General features: G+C 74.4%; 12 protein-coding genes and 5 pseudogenes. 8 read left to right on the top strand and 9 right to left on the bottom strand.

Going from position 1 to position 18968, the window contains the following annotated elements; translation table 11 throughout:
- Window positions 1-29: 29 nt before the first annotated feature.
- Window positions 30-959 (top strand): polysaccharide pyruvyl transferase family protein, encoded by a 930-nt coding sequence (locus G7Z13_RS27915; protein ID WP_240926362.1) that lies wholly within the window; start codon window positions 30-32, stop codon window positions 957-959.
- Between the two features lie 75 nt (window positions 960-1034).
- Here G7Z13_RS27915 and G7Z13_RS27910 read toward each other — a convergent pair whose 3' ends face one another.
- Both G7Z13_RS27910 and G7Z13_RS27905 read right to left on the bottom strand, forming a co-directional pair.
- Window positions 1035-1556, bottom strand: a complete 522-nt coding sequence (locus G7Z13_RS27910) for an HAD-IIIA family hydrolase (protein WP_166002978.1) — start codon at window positions 1554-1556, stop codon at window positions 1035-1037.
- Window positions 1553-2551, bottom strand: coding sequence for a glycosyltransferase (locus G7Z13_RS27905; RefSeq protein ID WP_166002977.1), 999 nt, complete (start codon window positions 2549-2551; stop codon window positions 1553-1555). Before G7Z13_RS27905 ends, G7Z13_RS27910 begins: the two co-directional genes overlap by 4 nt.
- A gap of 163 nt (window positions 2552-2714) precedes the next feature.
- Here G7Z13_RS27905 and G7Z13_RS27900 point away from each other — a divergent pair, with 163 nt between their 5' ends.
- On the top strand, window positions 2715-3155 hold the full coding sequence (locus G7Z13_RS27900; protein WP_166002976.1) for an SRPBCC family protein: 441 nt from the start codon (window positions 2715-2717) through the stop codon (window positions 3153-3155).
- A gap of 77 nt (window positions 3156-3232) precedes the next feature.
- Here the strand turns inward: G7Z13_RS27900 and G7Z13_RS33835 are convergent.
- From G7Z13_RS33835 to G7Z13_RS27880, 4 genes and pseudogenes are all read right to left on the bottom strand, one after another.
- Window positions 3233-3734 (bottom strand): annotated as a pseudogene (locus G7Z13_RS33835) (XdhC family protein); the annotation flags it as partial.
- 207 nt (window positions 3735-3941) lie between these two features.
- A complete protein-coding gene (locus G7Z13_RS27890) occupies window positions 3942-5408 on the bottom strand; it encodes an NCS2 family permease (RefSeq protein WP_166002975.1) in 1467 nt (488 codons plus the stop codon).
- Between the two features lie 212 nt (window positions 5409-5620).
- Window positions 5621-5833 (bottom strand): annotated as a pseudogene (locus tag G7Z13_RS27885) (hypothetical protein); the annotation flags it as partial.
- 3 nt (window positions 5834-5836) lie between these two features.
- A pseudogene (locus G7Z13_RS27880) lies at window positions 5837-6109 on the bottom strand (FAD binding domain-containing protein); the annotation flags it as partial.
- A 381-nt stretch (window positions 6110-6490) separates the two neighbouring features.
- Between G7Z13_RS27880 and G7Z13_RS27875 the strand changes: the two are divergent.
- Window positions 6491-8176, top strand: a complete 1686-nt coding sequence (locus tag G7Z13_RS27875; protein ID WP_166002974.1) for a PucR family transcriptional regulator ligand-binding domain-containing protein — start codon at window positions 6491-6493, stop codon at window positions 8174-8176.
- A 165-nt stretch (window positions 8177-8341) separates the two neighbouring features.
- Entirely contained in the window at window positions 8342-9109 is a 768-nt protein-coding gene (locus G7Z13_RS27870; protein ID WP_166002973.1) for a hypothetical protein, read from the top strand.
- A gap of 591 nt (window positions 9110-9700) precedes the next feature.
- On the opposite strand, the gene G7Z13_RS27865 is transcribed toward G7Z13_RS27870, so the two are convergent.
- Entirely contained in the window at window positions 9701-10435 is a 735-nt protein-coding gene (locus G7Z13_RS27865; protein ID WP_166005347.1) for a GntR family transcriptional regulator, read from the bottom strand.
- Between the two features lie 301 nt (window positions 10436-10736).
- On the opposite strand from G7Z13_RS27865, the gene G7Z13_RS27860 reads away from it, so the two are divergent.
- Window positions 10737-11585 carry a (2Fe-2S)-binding protein gene (locus tag G7Z13_RS27860; RefSeq protein WP_166002972.1) on the top strand — a complete coding sequence of 283 codons (849 nt, stop codon included), beginning with the start codon at window positions 10737-10739 and terminating at the stop codon, window positions 11583-11585.
- 289 nt (window positions 11586-11874) lie between these two features.
- Window positions 11875-12921, top strand: coding sequence for a DUF2637 domain-containing protein (locus tag G7Z13_RS27855; RefSeq protein ID WP_166002971.1), 1047 nt, complete (start codon window positions 11875-11877; stop codon window positions 12919-12921).
- Window positions 12922-13021: 100 nt separating this feature from the next.
- Here G7Z13_RS27855 and G7Z13_RS27850 read toward each other — a convergent pair whose 3' ends face one another.
- The gene (locus tag G7Z13_RS27850; RefSeq protein ID WP_166002970.1) at window positions 13022-13531 is read right to left on the bottom strand and encodes an ATP-binding protein; all 510 of its coding nucleotides are present in this window, start codon (window positions 13529-13531) and stop codon (window positions 13022-13024) included.
- A gap of 500 nt (window positions 13532-14031) precedes the next feature.
- Entirely contained in the window at window positions 14032-14640 is a 609-nt protein-coding gene (locus G7Z13_RS27845; protein WP_166002969.1) for a hypothetical protein, read from the bottom strand.
- A gap of 218 nt (window positions 14641-14858) precedes the next feature.
- Here G7Z13_RS27845 and G7Z13_RS27840 point away from each other — a divergent pair.
- Window positions 14859-15119: pseudogene (locus G7Z13_RS27840) on the top strand (helix-turn-helix transcriptional regulator); the annotation flags it as partial.
- A gap of 427 nt (window positions 15120-15546) precedes the next feature.
- A pseudogene (locus G7Z13_RS27835) lies at window positions 15547-18684 on the top strand (Tn3 family transposase).
- The last annotated feature ends 284 nt before the right edge of the window (window positions 18685-18968 follow it).

The following is an 18968-nucleotide window of genomic DNA, read 5'->3' as shown; positions in this document are numbered from 1 at the left end:
CTCCGGTCCTGCCGGGCACTCGGCCCGCCGTGACCGCGCCACGACGGATTCTGCTCACCGGCTGGTTCACCTTCCGGGACGGGGAGGCGACCGCCGGGGACGTGCTGGCGCTCGCCCGCGTCGAGGAGACGCTGAGGCGGGCGGGCCGGCCGTACGACGTCGTCTGGAGCCGCGGCTTCCGGCCCGGGGCGCCGCACCTGGACGACGTACGGCCCGAGCGGTACTCGCATCTGGTGTTCGTGTGCGGCCCCCTGCACGGCCCGCAGATCGAGGACCTGCACCGGCGGTTCGCGCACTGTGTGCGGATCGCGGTGGGCACGTCGGTGATCGATCCCGGCTCGCCGGCCGTCACCGGGTTCCACCGGGTCCTGGCCCGCGACGCGCCGGACGCCGCGCCGACGCCCGATCTGGCGGCCCGTGCCCCGGCCGCGCCCGCCCCGCCCGTGGCCGGCGTGATCCTCACCCACGGGCAGCACGAGTACGGGCCGCTGCGCCGCCACGGCCTGGTCGCGGAGCGGGTGACGCGCTGGCTGGCCGGGAAGGACTGCGCCCGGCTGGAGCTGGAGACCCGGCTGGACACCCGCGACTGGCGGCTGTGCGCGACGCCCGCCCAGCTCGACGCGGTCCTCGCCCGGCTGGACGTGGTCGTCACCGACCGGCTGCACGGCCTGGTGCTGGCCCTGCGGGCCGGTACGCCCGCCATCGCCGTCGACCCGGTCGCGGGCGGCGCCAAGGTCACCGCCCAGGCCCGCGCCTGCGGCTGGCCCGCGCTGCTGCCCGCCGAGCGGGCCGACGCGGACGGCCTGGAGCGGTGGTGGCGGTGGTGCCTCGGTCCGGGGCGCGAGGAGGCGCGGCGGGCGCGGGCGCGGTTCGCGGCGGGCGGCGAGCGGGACGGCGCCGATGGACTGCTGGACGCGCTCGACGGCCGCCCGCACGCGGTCGGCGGCTCGGCCGCCTGACGTCCGGACGAGCCCTGGAACGCCCGGAACCCCGGAACGCCCGGCAACGGGTGAGGACCGAAGACCGGTCGGTGTCTACCCCTGCCTCTCCTCTTCGCCGTGTCCGTCCGGGACGAGTGCCCGGGCGACCGCCGTGATGTCGGGGACGATGGCGGCGGCGGGCCGTTCCCCGGCGGTCGGCGGCGGGTCGCCCAGGAGGAGGGCCCGGGCGCCCGCCCGGTGCGCGGCCTCGGCGTCGGCGCCGGTCTCGCCGACCAGGACGCAGGCGTCCGGCGCGGTGCACAGCCGTCCCGCGGCCCACAGCAGCAGGGCCGGTTCGGGTGGGTAGCAGCGGCAGTCCTCGTCGGCGGCGTGCGGGCAGACGGCCCAGACGTCGAAGGGGCCGAGGAGTTCGTCGACGCGGGTGTCGACGCGGCGCGTCTCGGTCTCGGTGAGCCGTCCCCGCCGGGTGACGACGCCGGTGCGCAGGCCGTGCCGGCGCAGCTGCCACAGGGTCTCGGCGGCGCCGGGGGCGGGGCGGACGTCGTCGGCGGACCGGGGGGCGTCTCGCAGGAGCACGCGGTCGCGGTGGAACAGCACGGCCCGCACGCGGGTCATACGGCCACCTCCCGCCAGGGCCGCGCGGCCCGGTGCCGCCAGCGTCCGGACAGCCGGTACCAGGTGGCGGCGGGCGGGATGAGCACGCTGGTGACCAGCACGGTGGTCACCTCGTCCGACGTGTGCGGGCCGGGCGCGAGACGGGACCGGGCGAACGCGGCGGTGCCCGCGGCCCAGCCGAGCCCGGCGGCCAGGGCGGCCTGCCGGCGTCCCGCGGCGGCCAGCGCGCAGGCGGTGGTGCCGGTGGCGGTGACCGCGAGCGGCGTGGTCGGACGCGCGGACGGCGCGACGGCCCGGTGCCACCAGCGGGGGCCGTGCAGGCGGCGCATCAGGGCGTCGTCGGCGTGGCGGCGCTGGGCGCGCAGCGAGGCCCAGCGGTCGGGCGGCGGCACGGGCATCCTGCTGGTGCGGCGGCCCTGCCGGATGCGCAGTCCGGCGTCGAGGAGCCGCAGGGCGAGGTCGACGTCGGCGTGGTGGGCGCCGTGGAAGCGTTCGTCGAAGCCGCGGGCCTGCTTCAGGGCGTCGGTGCGGTAGGCCATGTCGGCGGCGATCCAGCGGGCGCGGGCCCGCGCGGTGGTCTCGCGTTCGGCTTCGGTGGGGGCGCGTCCGCCGGGCAGGGGTACGGCGATGACGCCCTGGCTGCCCGCGATGTCGGGGGTGCCGGCGGCGAGGTCACGGTCGAGCTGGGCACACCAGTGCGGGCCCGGCTGGACGCCCTCGTCGAGGAAGACGGCCCAGGGGGTGGTGACCGCGCGCAGGCCGGTGTTGCGGGCCGCGCCGGGGCCCCTGCCTCCTCCGGCGAGCACGGTGGCGCGCGGGCGCAGGTCGCCGAGGACGCGCAGCGGGTGGTCGAGGGCGCCGGGCTCGGGCTGGGGCCGGTCGTCGACGAGGACGATCCGGTCCGGTCTCGGTCCGATCGAGGCGGCGAGCGCGGCGAGGCAGTCGGTGAGGGAGGCGCGGACGAGGGTGGGGATCACCACGGCGTAGGCGGTCATGCGGGCCCCCCTTTTCGTGTCGGCTCCCCTGGCGCGTACCGGCTTACCGGCGTACCGGCGTACCGCTCTTTAGCGGGTGCCAACGTGCCGCCGGATCAAACGCGGGCGCGGGCTCCGACCGCGCGTGCGCGCCGATCGGGAGCGGGGTTCCTAGGATCGTCCCGTGGTCTTCTTCACCCTGGAGCGCACCGTGCCGCTCCCCCTGCCCGAGGCCTGGCGCCGGCTCACCGAGTGGCCCCGGCACGCGGACGCCGTCCCGCTCACGCGCGTACGGGTGCGCACGCCCCCGCCGGACCGCGTCGGGACGGTGTTCGTGGCCCGCACGGGCGTCGGCCCGCTGTTCTTCGACGATCCGATGGAGGTCACGGTCTGGGATCCGCCCGGCGAGGACACGCCGGGCCGCTGCCGGCTGGAGAAGCGCGGCCGGGTGGTGCTCGGCTGGGCGGAGCTGGAGGTCCGGCCGGGGCCGGGCGGGCGCGCGCGGGTGGTGTGGCGCGAGGAACTGGCCGTGCGGCTGCTGCCCGCCGTGTTCGACCGGCCGCTGGAGGCGGCGGCGCGGACGACGTTCGGCCGGGCGGTGAACCGGCTGCTGCGGCAGCCGTGACCCGGCGCGGGGTCGGCCTCCGCCCCCATGCGGGTCACGGCGACCGGGCGGTACGGCTTCGGGGGCCGAGCCGCACGGGGGACGTCGAACCTGGTGTCGTGGGTGAGGACGCACAGGACGGTGCGGCCGTCGGTCGGGGTGCGCCGCAGGTACGCGTTGGGGCCACTCGACGACGATCCCGTCGGCCTCGGGGAAGCGGGCCGGGTGGCGAACACCGGGCGGGCGTCACAGACGGTGACGTGGGGGCCGAGCAACTTGCCGACGCGGGGCAGTACCGCGGCGAAGTCGACGGCATCGAAGATGATCATGCGGGGTGCGGGGACGGCGGACTCAATCAGCAGTGTGAGCGGTGCTCCATACCATGAGCGATGCTCGCACCGTGAGTGATGCTCCGCACCGTGAGCAATGCTCCAGGCCGTGAGCAACGCTCCACGCCGTGAGCATTGCTCTCCGATCTCCAGGGTGCCGGTGCGGCCGGCGTCCAGGAAGGCGGCCGTCTCGCGGGCGGCTGGGCGGTCCAGCTCGGGGAGGGGCCGCCGAGGCCGCCGTCGGGGAGCCGTCGGCGCGCACCAGCAGCGCGGCGGTGGTCACGGCGGCGGCCACCACCGGCCGGACGGGGTCGTCCGCCCGGACCGGGGGCGACGAAGGGTGTCGATGATGCCGCCGCAGGTCGGGCCGACCGCGAAGGCGTCCTCGGCGCTGTACGCCGAAGCGCTCCGGAACGGGCCGGCCGTCCTGGAGCGCCTGCCGGCGGGGTGCGGGGAAGGGCACGGCCGGGGCGTACGGCTAGTGGACGCCCAGCCAGCCTTCGATGGGGTTCAGGGCGAAGAACACCACGAAGATCGCCGTCAGCGCCCACATGAAGGGCCCGATCTCGCGGAACTTGCCCTGGGCGGTCTTGATGGCGACGTACGCGATGACACCCGCCGCGACGCCCGCGGTGATGGAGTAGGTGAACGGCATGATCACGATGGTGAGGAAGACCGGGATCGCGGTGGCGCGGTCGGCCCAGTCGACGTGCCGGGCGTTCATCATCATCATCGCGCCGATGACCACCAGGGCGGCCGCGGCGACCTCCCCCGGCACGATCGCCGTGAGCGGGGTGAAGAACAGACAGGCCGCGAAGAACAGGCCGGTGACCACGGAGGACAGGCCGGTGCGGGCGCCCTCGCCGACGCCGGTGGCCGACTCGACGAACACGGTCTGGCCGGAGGCGCCGGAGACGCCGCCGATCGCGCCGCCCGCGCCGTCGATGAACAGCGCCTTGGACAGGCCCGGCATCCGCCCCTTGTCGTCGGCGAGCCTGGCCTCGGTGCCGACGCCGATGATGGTCGCCATCGCGTCGAAGAAGCCGGCGAGCACCAGGGTGAAGACGATCATGCCGACGGTCATCGCGCCGACCTCGCCCCAGCCGCCGAACTCGACCTCGCCGAAGAGTGAGAAGTCGGGTATCGAGACGGCGCTGCCGTGCAGTTCGGGGGCGCCGCTCGCCCACTGCCTGGGGTCGATGACGCCGAGGCCGTTGAGGATCACGGCCAGCAGCGTGCCGCCGACGATGCCGATGAGGATGGCGCCGGGGATGCCGCGCGCCTGGAGCATGAAGATGGCGAGGAGGGTGAGGGCGAAGAGGAGGACGGGCCAGCCGGACAGTTCACCGGCGGGGCCCAGGAGGACCGGGCCGCCGCCGGGGTCCGGGTTCTCGTGCACGAAACCGGCCTTGACCATGCCGATCAGGGCGACGAACAGGCCGATGCCCATGGTGATGGCGTGCTTGAGGGCGAGCGGGATGGCGTTCATGATCATCTCGCGCAGGCCGGTGACGACCAGCAGCATGATGACGACGCCGTACATCACGCACATGCCCATCGCCTGCGGCCAGGTCATCTCCGGGGCGACCTGGGAGGCGAGGACTCCGGAGACGGAGAGACCCGCGGCGAGCGCCAGGGGCACCTTGCCGACGAAACCCATCAGCAGCGTGGTGAGGGCCGCCGCGAACGCGGTGGCGGTGATGAGGGCCTGCTGGCCGAGCGTGTTCCCCGCCGCGTCCTTGCCGGACAGGATCAGGGGGTTGAGCAGGAGGATGTACGCCATCGCCATGAAGGTGGTGATGCCGCCGCGCACCTCACGCGCGACCGTGGATCCTCTGTGGGTGATGTGGAAGTACCGGTCGAGCCAGGACCGTCCGGCCGGGACGCGGGTTCCCTCACCCGCGTCCTCCGCAACGGTCTTCGGCTCAAGCGACTGCTGGGTCATGTGGGCCTACTCCCAAGGTTCAAAGGGGCACCCGCCGGTCGCCGTCGGCGACGTGCGGGATTTGGGAAGGTGCATCGGCCGCACGACCCGGGGGACGGCCCGAGACGAACGATCACGCTAGTCGTGCCACGCCCCGCGAGCGGTGCGGTGCGTGTGGGGTGCTCCGGGCGGCGCGGGGAGGTTGTGACGTTCCGGTGCGCCGCCCGGAGGGTCTACGCGGTGCCGGTGAGGTGCTCGGGGCGGACCGGCGTCCGGTTGGGCTCCAGCCCCGTCGCGTCCCGGATCGCCGCGAGGACGGCCGGGGCCGACGACAGGGTGAGGGCCTCGCCGACTCCGCGCAGCCCGTACGGGGCGTGGTGGCCGGCGAGTCCGAGCACGTCGACCGGGATGGCCGGCGTGCCGAGGATCGTGGGGACCGGGTAGTTGGCGTGCGAGGCGAGGGCCGGGCCCGGCAGCTCGGCACGCGGGTGCTCCATGATCGCGGTGTACGGGACGCGGGCGCCCAGGCGTACGGGCTCCGCGCCGGCTTCCCACGCGGCCGGCTCGCCGGTGCGGCCGGCGTCGACGAGGTGGCCGGGCCGGCGGTGGCCGGAGTCGATCTCCACCATCACGTCCGTGCCCCCGGCGATCGGCACGGCCGTGGGGTGCTCGGCCTGCGCGGCGAGCGCCTCCTCCCGGCTGGCGGGGCGAAGGAAGTCCATGACCGGCTCTCTTCTTCGGGTGGGGTGTGCGGATCGAGCCAATCCGTGGGTCTGGGGCCCGACTCGTTCACCTTCCGTTCATGCGGAGTGGAGCCAGTACACAGCGCCGTGCTCCGGGGCGGTCAGTCGCAGAAACCATGAAGGAGTTGGCTGGTGAGGGCGGTCATCTTGTAGATTCGTATGAACGAAGGCCCTCAGCACCTCTCTGTTTTCCTCCGGCAACGTCCGGCCCGGGCGCGTGACCTGGGGCGGCGCGGAGGAGACGGTGAGCAACCGCATCGGACGACCCTGTGTCGGCCCGTCGAACGGCCCGCGGACCACAACCCACCAACCCCAACAGTTTCATCGTAAGTTTCGAGACAAAGAACGGCGGCGACGAGAATGCGGCTGCGCGCACTGCTGGACACCGACGCGCTGGGCCTCAGGCTGCTCGGCGGCGAGGACGAGCTGGACCGCACGGTGCGGGGCGTGATGACCACCGACCTGCGGGACCCCAGCCGCTACCTCTCGGGTGGCGAGCTGGTCCTGACGGGCCTCGCCTGGCGCCGGGACGCCGCCGACTCCGAGCCGTTCGTGCGGATCCTCGTGCAGGCGGGAGTGGCCGCCCTGGCCGTCGGTGAGGCCGAGCTGGGGGACATCCCCGAGGACCTGCTGGAGGCCTGCGCCAAGCACCGGCTGCCGCTGTTCGCGGTGCACGAGTCGGTGGCCTTCGCGACGATCACCGAGCATGTCGTCCGGCAGGTCTCCGGGGAGCGGGCCGGAGATCTCGCGGCCGTCGTCGACCGGCACCGGCGGATGATGACCTCCGGTCCGGCGGGCGGCGGCCCCGACGTGGTCCTGGACCTGCTCGGCTCCGACCTGGACCTGCGCGCCTGGGTGCTGTCGCCGACCGGCCGGCTCATCGCCGGGCCGAAGGCCGCCGGGCCGGGACAGTCCGCCGAGCTGCCGGCGGAGCTGTGCGTCCGGCTCGCCGCCGAGCACCTGTCCGCCGCCCGCACCGGCCGGCGCGGCCCGCACCGGGTGCCGGCCGGCTCCTCGACGTACTCCCTGTTCCCCATCCGCAGCACCGCCCGCACCCCGCAGGCCTCCCGCGACGTCCGCGAGAACGTGCTGGCGGACTGGGTGCTCGTCGTGGAGGCGGACGCCGGGGACTGGGCGGAGGAACGGCTCGACCTGTTGCACGGCGTCACCCAGCTGATCGCGGTGGAGCGGGACCGCAGGGACGCCGCGCGCACCGTGCGGCGGCGGCTAGCCCAGGAGGTCCTGGAGCTGGTGCAGACCGGCGCCGCGCCCGCCGAGATCGCCGCGCGGCTGCGGGTGGCCGCCCCGGTGCTGCTGCCCGGGCTCGGCGCCGCCCCGCACTGGCAGGTCGTGGTCGCCCGCGTCGAATGGGACGGCGGGGAGGGCGAGACGGGTCCGGCCGCCCAGTCGCTGCTGGAGGAGATCCTCGTCGACCCGCAGGCGACCGGGCCGGAGCCGTCCGACCGGATCGCCGTCGCCCACGCCGGCGACGAGGCCATCGCGCTCGTCCCGCTGCCCGCCGTCTCCGCCGAGCACGACGGCTCCGAGAGCGGTGTCCTCGCCGACGCGCTGCTCGCGGCCGTGCGCGAGCCGCTGTCCGCGGGTCTCGACGGCGACGGCCGGGTCACGCTCGGCGTCAGCGCGGCCGTGCACTCCGCCGAGGGGCTGCGCGGCGCGCTGGAGGAGGCCCGGCACGCCCGCCGGGTGGCCGCCGCCCGCCCCGGCCGGGTGTGCGCCGCGGGCCACCAGGAGCTGGCCTCCCACGTCCTGCTGCTGCCCTTCGTCCCCGACGACGTCCGCCGCGCGTTCACCGCCCGGCTGCTGGACCCGCTGCGCGACTACGACCGCCGTCACCGGGCGGAGCTGATCCCCACGCTGGAGGCGTTCCTGGAGTGCGACGGCTCCTGGACGCGCTGCGCGTCGCGGCTGCACCTGCACGTCAACACGCTCCGGTACCGGGTGGGCCGGATCGAGCAGTTGACGGGCCGTGACCTGTCCCGCCTGGAGGACAAGCTGGACTTCTTCCTGGCACTGCGGATGAGCTGAGGACGCGCCGGGAAACGGCTGGAACCTCCGCGGGCGCGCAGTCCCACGACTTTGTGAAATCCTTCACCCACCCTCTTGGCCGGGCCATGCGATCCGTGCTGAGATGCGGCCACCACTCAACAGCTCGATGGCGTGCTCGGGGAGGGCGAGGTGGCGTATACCGCCATGTCTGGTAACGGAACGACCGCCGGTGACGATCCACTCCAGACCGCGGTATGGCGGCTGCGCTCGCGGGCCTGCTGGGCCGACGCGGCCGCCCTGCTCCAACCGGTCACGCCGGGCGCCGCGTTGCAGCGTGCCGCGCTGCTGGTGGAGCGCTGTCTGTACACCGAGCAGGGCTGGGAGGACGCCGAGGACGCGCTGCGCACCGCGGAGGCGCTGGCCCACACCGACGGCGAGCGGGGCGCGGCCGCTTGTGAACGCGGGTACTTGGCGTACGCCGCGACCCTCCTCGCGGTTCGGGACCGCGCCGACGAGGCCCGCGCCGCGCTGGGCCGGGCGGCGGCGCTGATCCCGCCGGGGGCGCCGGCCCGGGCGCTGCTGGACTTCCGCCGGGGGCTGCTCGCCGAGAACCTCACCCGCTCCCCCCAGGCCGCCCGCGCGGCCTACCGCCGCGCCCACGCGGCCGCCACCGCCCGCTCCGACGCCCTCCTGCTCTCCTTCACCTGGCGCCACCTCGCCGGACTCGCCCTGCGCGACGGCGAGTTGGCCGAGGCCCGGCACGGCTTCGCCGAGTCGCTGCGCATCCGCGAGGAACTCGGCTACCTCGTGGGCACGGCCCCGGCCCTGGTCTCCCTGGCCGACGCCGAGACCGAACCGGAGGCCTCCCGCCTGCGCGAGGAGGCCCGTCGCCTCTTCCACCTCCTGGGCGGCGTCCCCACCTGGCTCACCCGCCACCTGACACCCCCGGCCCCGGGCACGGCAACGGCCTGAGCCGGACGGAGGGGGACCGGCCGCACCCCGACCGCGGGGGCACGCGAGCCGGCCGGGCCGGTCCTACCACAGACGCCCTACGGGACAGGGCCCCACCGGCCGCGGGGGCGCGCGGATGGAACAGCCGGCCCGCACCCACCGCGAGGCGCACACGGGCCAGGCGCCCCGCGCCAACCCCAAGGCACCACGCGGGCACCTGCCCCGCCTCGACCGCAAGGGACGGCGAGGCCGTGCACCAGCGCGGAGGCGCCGAGGCGGTTGGCGCCGTGGCCGGCGAAGTCGACCGCGCCACGGCGGCCACGCGGGACAGCCGCCCCGCACCGGCCGCAGGCTCCGCGCGGCCGATCGGCTCATGCCGACGCGGGCTGCTGCCGCGGCAGTCGGCTCGCCCGAACCGCGGCACGCGAGCGCACGACCGGCCCGCCGAAGCAGCGGGCGCCACGCCGCCGGGAGGGGACGGGCGGGGGCGGGCGGCTTCACGCCATCACCGGGGCACCCGCACCCGGCCACGGCCGGCCCGGACTCCTGCAGCGGGCAACTCACCGGCCGAAGCCGCCGGCAGGCGTGCCGCCGGGCGGATCGGGGCGAGGGTCAGGTGGGGGTGCCTGGGTAGTGGTCGGTGACGAGGGCTCGTACGGCTTCCGTGTCGGCGGCGATCAGCGCGTCCAGGAGGGCGACGTGCTGGGCGGCGTCGGTCATCAGTTCGGTGCGGTCGCGGCCGCCGGCCAGCCCGGCCGGCGGCCACTGCGCGCGCCGGTGCAGATCGTCCGCGATGCGCACGAGCTGGTCGTTCCCGGCGAGGCCCAGTACGGCCCGGTGGAACGCCCGGTCCGCCTCGGCGTACGTCACCCGGCACCCGGAGGCCGCCGCCCGCACCGTCGCCTCGGCGAGCGGCCGCAGCTCGGCCCAGCGGGCGGCGGGCACGGTCCGGGCGAGCCGCAGCAGGACGGGCACCTCGATCAGCGCCCGCACCTCCGCCAGCTCCGCCAGTTCACGCGCGCCCCGCTCGACGACCCGGAAGCCCCGGTTGGGCACGACCTCGACGGCGCCCTCCAGCGCGAGCTGCTGCATCGCCTCGCGGACGGGCGTCGCCGACACCCCGAACCGCTCGCCGAGGGCGGGCGCGGAGTACACCTCGCCGGGCCGCAGCTCTCCCGTGACCAGCGCGGAGCGCAGCGCCTGGAGGACTTGCCCGCGCACGGACGAGCGCCGCACGACCGGCCGCACGGGCTCCGCCCCCGACCGCGCCCGCGGAATCGACTGCTCACCGTGGGTGTGCTCACCCCGCGCCGGCTGGGGTGCCGTGGCCCGCGCCTGGGGCGGCACCCTGACCGCGGGCGCCTCCCCGCCGCCCGCCGCACCCCCGGAAGCCGCCGGCTCCGGCTCGGCCCCCGTACCGGAGGCGCCGTGCGCGCGCTGCTTCACGGGGGCCTCCTGACGGGCTCGTCGTCGGTTGTGGTCGTGGTTGCCGGTGGGCGGGAAGATCACGGCCGGTTGTTACTCGTCCGTCGAGCACCTTAGAGCCAGGACGCGGTAGTTCAAACTCGCGATCGATTGGGTAAGGTAAGCCTTACCTCTGAGAAACCTCCGAGTGATCAGTTCCTCGACCCCAAGGGGCGGTTCCGGCATGCCTGTGCCCTCTTCGGCCGTAGCGGACGCGTACGCCCGCCTCACCGAGGTGTTCCCAGGCCTCACCGTCACCGAGCTGCCCCCCGGACAACCGGCCCCCGAGGGCGGCGGATGGGTCTCCGCCGCCGGGCTGGCGGACGGCGGAGCCGCCCTCGACACCTTCCTGGCCTGGGACGACGCCCAGGTCCTGCGGGACTACGGCCACCAGGCCCGCCCCGACGTGATCGCCAGTTTCGGCCTGCACCGCTACGCCTGGCCCGCCTGCCTGCTGATCACCGTCCCCTGGTTCCTGCACCGCCGCGTCCCGCGCTACCCCGTGACGCACGTCTCGTACGACCGCACCGCCCCCAACCTCTCCATGGGCCGCCTCGCCGTGCGCCCGGCCGGCTTCGCCTGCCTGCCCGGCGACCCGGCCGCCGCGCTGCCCGGCGCCCGGGTGGTGGACGGCGAGGAGGCGCTGCGCGCCGAGGTGCGGGCGGCGGTGGCCGAGCACCTGGAGCCGGTCCTCGCCGGCTTCGGCCCCCGGATGCGCCGGCGCGGCCGCGCGCTGTGGGGCATGGCGACCGACGAGGTCGTGGAGGGCCTGTGGTACGTCGCCCACCTGTTCGGCGAGCAGGGCCGGGCCCGGCACGAGCTGGAGCTGCTGCTGCCGGGGGCGACCAAGCCGTACGTCGGCTCCGCGGCCTTCCGCGAGCTGACCGGCCCGGACGGCGAGCGGCTGCCCACCCGGGACCGGGCGAGCTGCTGCATGTTCTACACCGTGCGCCCCGAGGACACCTGCGCCACCTGCCCGCGCACCTGTGACGCCGACCGTGTCGCCAAGCTGACCGCCGCCGCGGCGAGTTGATCTTCCGCCACTTCCGCCCCGTACGATCACCCTCGAACCGGTGATCTCTGCGATGGCAGCTGATGACCGTTTCCTCACGTGTTGCGGGAAATCCGCCGCGAACCACCCGCAGGGGTTGTCTTCTTCGAACTCAACTCCGCACGCTCACACGGCAGTTCGAGCAGAACGCCGTCCCCGTCTCCCTCCCGGGTCCCCTTGGCGCCCTCTTGCCCCGAAACCCCCAGAGGGCCTGCGGCATTGGGCCACTATGGCGGGCGTCACGCCCTATCCCAAGGCAAGGGACCACCGGATGAGACTGACCGAGATATCGCTGAACTGGCTGCTTCCGGGCGCCGTACTGCTCCTGGGCATGCTGACGGCGGTGGCGGTGCTCGCGCGCGGCAAGCGGACCGCGGGGAAGGACACGAGCGCCGACGACTCCTGGGAGCGCAACGAGGAACGCCGCAGACGCAAGGAGGCCATCTACGGCACCGTCTCCTACGGCCTGCTCTTCTGCTGTGCCGCGGTCGCGGCGGCGCTCTCCTTCCACGGCCTGGTCGGCTTCGGCGAGCAGAACCTGGGCCTGGCCGACGGCTGGCAGTACCTGGTGCCGTTCGGACTCGACGGCGCGGCGATGTTCTGCTCGGTGCTCGCGGTCCGCGAGGCGAGCCACGGTGACGCGGCGCTCGGCTCCCGCATACTGGTGTGGACCTTCGCCTTCGCCGCCGCCTGGTTCAACTGGGTGCACGCGCCGCGCGGTGCCGGGCACGCCGGCGCCCCCCACTTCTTCGCGGGCATGTCCCTGTCCGCCGCGGTCCTCTTCGACCGCGCCCTGAAGCAGACCCGCCGGGCCGCCCTGCGCGAGCAGGGCCTGGTGCCCCGACCGCTGCCGCAGATCCGGGTGGTGCGCTGGCTGCGGGCCCCGCGCGAGACGTACAAGGCCTGGTCCCTGATGCTCCTGGAAGGCGTGCGCAGCCTCGACGAGGCGGTCGAGGAGGTCCGCGAGGACAAGCGCCAGAAGGAGCAGGAGCGGATGCGCCGCCGCGACAAGGAGCGCTTGGAGCGCGCCCAGCTGAAGGCGATCAGCCGGGGCCACCGCGGTTTCGTCGGCCGCGGCGGCGGACGCCAGGTGGATCTGCCGCCGGTGGAGCAGGGCTCCGAGATGGTCTCCGCGGAGCCTGCCATATCCGCGCCGGAACCGTTGCCGGTACGCGTGCGGCCCTCCCTTCAGCCGGTCCGCGGCGGATCCGCTGACCCGGTCACCGTGGACCTGACCGCGGAGGACGACACCCAGGCCCTGCCGCGCCTGGACTCCCTGGAACGCAAGCTCAAGGATCTGGAGCAGCAGTTCGGCTAGCGCCGGACCGGGGACCGGGCGACGACGGGACGGGGTGCGGCCGCAAGGGGCCGCACCCCGTCCCGTTCACGTGTCGTCCCTCGTGCTCATGCCCCGTGTCTCACGCGGCGTCCACGGCATCCACGGTGTCGGCGGTGTCTTCGGTCAGCTCGAACCAGACGGCCTTGCCGACCGCGTGCGGGCGTACGCCCCAGGCGGCGGCCAGCGCCTCCACCAGGACCAGGCCCCGGCCGTGCGTACCGTCGTCGGCGGCCGGTACGCGCAGTGTGGGCCGGCGGGCCACGAAGTCCCTCACCTCCACGCGCAGTCCACGCGGTCCGACGGTGGCCGTGAGGACCGCGTCGTCGTCGGTGTGCACCAGCGCGTTGGTGACGAGTTCACTGGTCAGCAGCTCCGCCACGGCCGAGCAGCCGGGGCTGCCCCACTGCCGCAGCAGTTCGCGCAGCGCCCGGCGGGCCTCCGGGACCGCCCGCAGATCCGCCCGGTCGAGTCTGCGCCGCAGCTGCGGCGCCGCTGTCCGCTCCGCGGTGCCGTCGGTCTCCTCCTCCGCCGTCCCCGCCGTGAGAGCCCCGACCGTGGTGGGCCCGCCTCCTCGTGTCTGACTCCTCATGTCCCCCGCCCGCGTGCCGATGTCGGTTCCCCTCCTGGTCGAACACGTTCACGGGGATCCTTGCCCGGTCGGCACCGGGCCAGTCATACCGGATCGCCGACGGCCGGGTGTTCGGCCACCCCCGAGGCGGCCGGGGGCCGCCGGACCGGCCGCGGACGGCGTGCCCGGCCCCGCGGCCGACCGGCGTGGATCGGCTCACATGTCTATTGCCGTCTGCCGATCCGGCCGTACACGGCCCAGTGGTGAGGCGGGTGGTTCCCCGACCGTGGCATATCTGCAACCGTCGCGGCACCGGAACCGCCGGGGTGAAAGTGGCCGGAATGCGACCGTGACAGCGACCTGCCGACCGCGGTCCGGGCGCCCCGTGACCGCGGTCCCGGTGCCCGGTGACAGCGCCCTCCCGAGTCCCGGTGGCCGCGGTCCCGGCACCCGTGGCCGCCGTCCCCACCCCCGTGGCGGGACGGCGGCCACCGGCGACCGTGCGGCGGTCGGCCGCCGGGTCAGTAGAGCTTGTTCACCGCCGTGGCCGTCGTCTTGCGGAACGCGCGGACGGGCGCGTCCCCGAAGTCGCCCATCTGCGACCACTCCACGACGGTGACGGTCCGCCCGTCGCGTCCCACCGACAGCAGACGGATGTCCGTCGCGCCCCAGGAGGTCTCGGTGTGCAGCCCGTGGACGCGGGCGCCCTCCTCGACGGCGACCCTGCCGTAATGGCGGTAGCCGGCCTCGACCTGGGGGTCGCTCCGCTCGATACGGCCCGCGCAGGAACGGATCTCCCGGTTCATCCGGTCGGCCAGGGCCGCGGCCTTCGCGGTGCTGCCGGTGACGATGGTCAGCTGCCGGGCGCTGGTGTCGAGGTCGGTGTGGAACGGGCGGTAGCGCGAGTCGTAGCCGGGGAACACCTCGTCCAGGCAGAGCCGCAGCTCGTCCGGCACCCCGTCGGTGACCTCGCCGGCGGTCCACGACGAGGACGGGTGCGGCGGCAGGTCTGCGGCCGAGAGGAACGCGGGCGAGGGCGCGGCTGCCGCCGGGGCGGCGAGGGCGGTGACGCCGGTGAGCGCGGCGACGGCGACTGCGGTGAGCGCTCCGGCTCGGGTACGGATGGGCATGGGTCTCCCCGTGGGCGAGTGCGTGAGTGTGGACTGCCGCCCACCGCCGGCGGGCCGGACCGGCTCCCGGGGCGACATGTCGAGCATCGGCGGGCTGCGGCGGGGGCGCAACAGGGGACGCCGGATCCGTCGGCATGGAACCATCCCACCCCGTCTGACGTGCACGTACAGGGAGTGCCTGGGATGCCGTCCCGGGGACGCGAGCACACGGGGGAAGGGTGTCGGGACACGACGACGAGGTCGCAGAGTTCGCGGCGCTGCTGCGCGGGCTGAAGGAGCGTACGGATCGCAGCTACGGCGCGCTGGCCCGGCGCCTCCAGATGAACACCTCCACGCTGCACCGCTACTGCGCGGGCGACGCGGTCCCCCAGGACTTCGCCCCCGTCGAACGCTTCGCCGCGCTGTGCGGCGCGACGCCCGAGGAGCGCCTCGACCTGCACCGCCGCTGGCTGGCCGCCCTCGCGGCCCGCACCCGCCCCCCCCCGGCACCGGCCACCGGCCCCACGGCCGGCGAGGAGCCGGAAGAGCCGGAACAGCGGGAAGCGCCGGGAGAGCCGGGGGCGGCGCCCGGAGAGCCGGGGGCGGCGCCCGGAGAGCCCGCGGAGTCCGACCAGCTGGAAGAGACCGAAGAGCCCACCGAGCGCACCGAGCCCACCAAGCCTGACGCCTCCCGCGGGCCCGACGGTCCCAAAGCGTCCCGGGAGCCCGGCGAGCGCGCTGGTCACGTCGCCCCGGCGCAGCCCCCCGCCCCCTGGGGCCGTCGCCGCCGGATCCGGCCTCGGGGAACATCGGTACAGCCGTTGGCGCTGAGAACGATCATGGTCGGCTAGCACACTGGCTGGGGGCTCCGCTGGGGTTCGCGGAAAGATCGCCGGACGGGTACCGGCGCTGGCTACGGTCCGCCTCGTGCCGGTGGAGTTTCTGACTGATGAGCAGGCCGAGGCGTACGGGAAGTTCGCCGAGGAGCCGACCCGCCCCGAGCTGGAGCGGTTCTTCTTCCTGGACGACGTCGACCGCGATCTGATCGCGCTGCGACGCTCCACGCATCACCAACTGGGCTTCGCGCTCCAGATGTGCACGGTGCGCTACATCGGCCGGTTCCTCCCGGACGACCCGATCGACGTGCCGTGGTCGGTGGTCGAGCACCTGGCCGGGCAGCTCGGCAACGAGGACCCGTCGGTGGTGAAGCGGTACACCGAGCGGTCGAAAACGGCGTACGAGCACGCGTGGGAGATCCGGGACGCCTACGGGTACCGCGAGTACGAGGATGCGGAGTGGTCGCGGCGGTTCCGTACGTTCCTGCACGGCCGGGCCTGGACCCACGCCGAGGGCCCGAAGGCGCTGTTCGACCACGCGGTGGGCTGGCTGCGCCGTCACCGGGTGCTGCTGCCTGGTGTCTCGGTGCTGGCTCGGCAGGTGTCGGAGGTGCGGAAGGTCGCGGAGAGGCGGCTGCACGCTACGGTCGCGGGTGCCGCCCGCCGCGCGGACCCGGCGCTGCCCGGGGACCTGGTGGCGACGCTGAAGACGCCGGAGGGCTCGCGGTTCTCGGAGCTGGAGCGGCTGCGCCGGCCGCCGACGCGGACGACGGGCACGGCGTTCGCCCGCGCGCTGGAGCGGGTGGACGAGATCGGCGCGTACCGGCTCGGGCGGTTGAGGCTGTCGCAGATCCCGCCGAACCGGATGGCGGCGCTGGCCCGGCATGCGCTGGGGTCGAAGGCGCCGCTGCTGGAGCGGGTGGCGGAGCCCAAGCGCACGGCGATGCTCACCGCGGTGATGCGGCACCTGGAGGCGAAGGCGATCGATGAGGCCCTGGACCTGTTCCAGGTCCTGATGGCCACCCGGCTGCTGAACACGGCGAAGCGGAAGACGGAGAGGGAGCGGCTGTCGACGCTGCCGCAGCTGGAGAAGGCGTCGCGGGTGCTCGCGCGAGCGGCGAAGGTGCTGTTCGGTGAGCTGGAGCTGGTGGAGGAGCAGGAGGCGGACCTGGACGTGGCCGCGCTGTGGGCGGCGGTGGAGGAGGTCGCCCCGCGCGCCGCCGTGATGACCGCGGCGGCCACGGCGGTCTCGCTGGTACCCGAGGACGAGAACTCGGCCGAGGTCGCCATGCGGGCCGCGCTCGCTAACCGGTACGCCACGGTGCGCCCGTTCCTCGCGCTGCTGGGTGAGTCGAAGGCGCTGGACGCGGCGAGCGCGGGCAAGCGGGTCCTGGCGGGGGTGCGCGGCCTTCCGGCGCTGGCCCGGCGGAAGGTGGGCATCAAGCCGCTGCTGCCGCGCGAGGTGGACGACAAGCTCGTGCCGCCGGCGTGGCGCAAGGCGGTGTACGCCAACCCCGATCTGCCGCAGGGGGCGGTGGACCGGGACGCATACGTGGTGTGCGTGCTGGAGCAGCTGCACCGGGCCCTGAACAACCGCGACGTGTTCGCCGCACCGTCGCACCGCTGGTCCAACCCGCGGGCCCGCCTGCTGGACGGGCCCGACTGGGACGCGGTTGAGGAGGACGTCCTGGCGGCCCTGAGCCTGGACATGCCCGTCACCGAGCACCTGGCGGAGCTGGTGCGGGGCCTGGACGCCGGATGGAAGCAGCTCGCCGAACGTCTGGAGGAGGCGGGGCCGGCGGCGAAGGTCTCCATCGAGGTGCAGGACGACGGGCGGGTGAAGCTGAACGTCGACAAGCTAGGCGCGCTTGGCGAACCGAAGTCCCTGACCTGGCTGCGCCAGCGGGTCGAGAAGATGCTCCCGAAGATCGACCTGCCGGACCTGCTGTTCGAGGTGAACGCCTGGACCGGCTTCCTCGACGATTTCGTACACCTCGGCGACGGCACCACCCGGATGAAGGACCTGCCCACCTCGGTGGTCGCGCTGCTGGTGTCCGAGGCGTGCAACATCGGCCTGGCCCCGGTGGTCAACCCCGGGTACGAGGCCCTGACCCGGGCCCGGCTCGTGCACGTCGACCAGTACTACCTGCGCGCCGACACCATCGCCGCGGCGAACACAGCTCTCATCGCCGCATAGGCCGGCATCCCGATCGTGCGCCACTGGGGTGACGGGCTGCTCGCCTCCGTGGACGGGCTGCGCTTCCAGGTGCCGGTGCGCACCATCAACGCCGCCCCGTCGCCGAAGTACTTCGGGTTCAAGCGCGGCATCACCTGGCTCAACGCGGTCAACGACCAGGTCGCGGGCATCGGGCAGATGGTCGTGCCCGGCACCCCGCGTGACTCCCTGCACATCCTGGACGCGCTGCTGAACCTGGACGGCGGGGTGAAGCCGGAGATGGTGGCAACCGACAACGCCTCGTACTCCGACATGGTGTTCGGCCTGTTCAAGATCCTCGGCTACAACTTCAGCCCGCGGTTCCGCGACCTGGACGACCAGCGGTTCTGGCGGGCCACGATGCCCGGCGTCCAGACCGGCACGTACGGCGCGGTGGAGGACCTGGCCCGCAACCGCGTGAACCTGAACAAGGTGATCACGCACTGGCCGGACATGCTGAAGGTCGCCGGATCCCTGGTCACCAACCAGGTCCGCGCCTACGACCTGCTGCGCATGTTCGGCCGCGACGGCCGCCCGACCCCGCTCGGGGCGGCTTTCGCGGAGTACGGGCGGATCGCCAAGACCGAGCACCTGCTGCGGGTGGTCGATCCGGTGGACGACACCTACCGCCGGCGGATGAACCGGCAGCTCACCGTGCAGGAGTCCCGGCACAAGCTTGCCCGGGACGTATGCCACGGCAAGCGCGGCACCATCCACCAGGCGTACCGCGACGGGATGGAGGACCAGCTCGGCGCGCTCGGCCTGGTCCTCAACGCCATCGTGCTCTGGACCACGAAGTACATCGACGCCGCCGTCGCCCAGCTCCGCGCCGAGGGCCACGAGATCCGGGACGAGGACATCGCCCGGCTCTCCCCGCTCAAGCACCGCAACCTGAACCTGCTCGGCCGCTACAGCTTCACCGCCAGCGTCCCGGCCGCCGGCGCCCTGCGCCCGCTGCGCGACCCGGACACGCCGGAACTGGACGAGGAAGACGACGGAGGCAGACAGGGCTGAGGGTCGCCAATCACGGCAGTGATGAGCATGCGAGCCCTCGTCTGCGGACCGCAGGGCCGGCCCAGGCATCGGGAAACGACGGGACCGTCGCCGACGAGGTCCGCAACCCCGGAGCGCCCGACCTGGGCTGTCGGGCTTCGCGTATGGCCAGGCGCAAGGGGCACTCAGACGGGCGTCTGCGTGCTCGGCACCCGGCCGAAGCCGGGACCACTGGTGGGCAAAACCCCAAACAGCGGGTGGGAGCAGCCGACGGTTTACAGCGTGCGCCAGTCCTGCTGGTCACG

The organism is Streptomyces sp. JB150 (assembly GCF_011193355.1).
In the GTDB taxonomy this organism is placed as follows: Bacteria; Actinomycetota; Actinomycetes; order Streptomycetales; family Streptomycetaceae; genus Streptomyces.
The sequence above is the reverse complement of the archived record's forward strand: the minus strand, read 5'-3'. Positions and strand labels throughout refer to the sequence as shown.

Bases quoted from the DNA above. Each gene is read 5' to 3' on its own strand.
- G7Z13_RS27910 (WP_166002978.1), bottom strand. From the start codon at position 1,556: ATGACCCGCGTGCGGGCCGTGCTGTTCCACCGCGACCGCGTGCTCCTG.
- G7Z13_RS27905 (WP_166002977.1), bottom strand. From the start codon at position 2,551: ATGACCGCCTACGCCGTGGTGATCCCCACCCTCGTCCGCGCCTCCCTC.
- G7Z13_RS27890 (WP_166002975.1), bottom strand. From the start codon at position 5,408: ATGACCCAGCAGTCGCTTGAGCCGAAGACCGTTGCGGAGGACGCGGGT.
- G7Z13_RS27875 (WP_166002974.1), top strand. From the start codon at position 6,491: ATGCGGCTGCGCGCACTGCTGGACACCGACGCGCTGGGCCTCAGGCTG.
- G7Z13_RS27870 (WP_166002973.1), top strand. From the start codon at position 8,342: ATGTCTGGTAACGGAACGACCGCCGGTGACGATCCACTCCAGACCGCG.
- G7Z13_RS27860 (WP_166002972.1), top strand. From the start codon at position 10,737: ATGCCTGTGCCCTCTTCGGCCGTAGCGGACGCGTACGCCCGCCTCACC.
- G7Z13_RS27855 (WP_166002971.1), top strand. From the start codon at position 11,875: ATGAGACTGACCGAGATATCGCTGAACTGGCTGCTTCCGGGCGCCGTA.
- G7Z13_RS27850 (WP_166002970.1), bottom strand. From the start codon at position 13,531: ATGAGGAGTCAGACACGAGGAGGCGGGCCCACCACGGTCGGGGCTCTC.
- G7Z13_RS27845 (WP_166002969.1), bottom strand. From the start codon at position 14,640: ATGCCCATCCGTACCCGAGCCGGAGCGCTCACCGCAGTCGCCGTCGCC.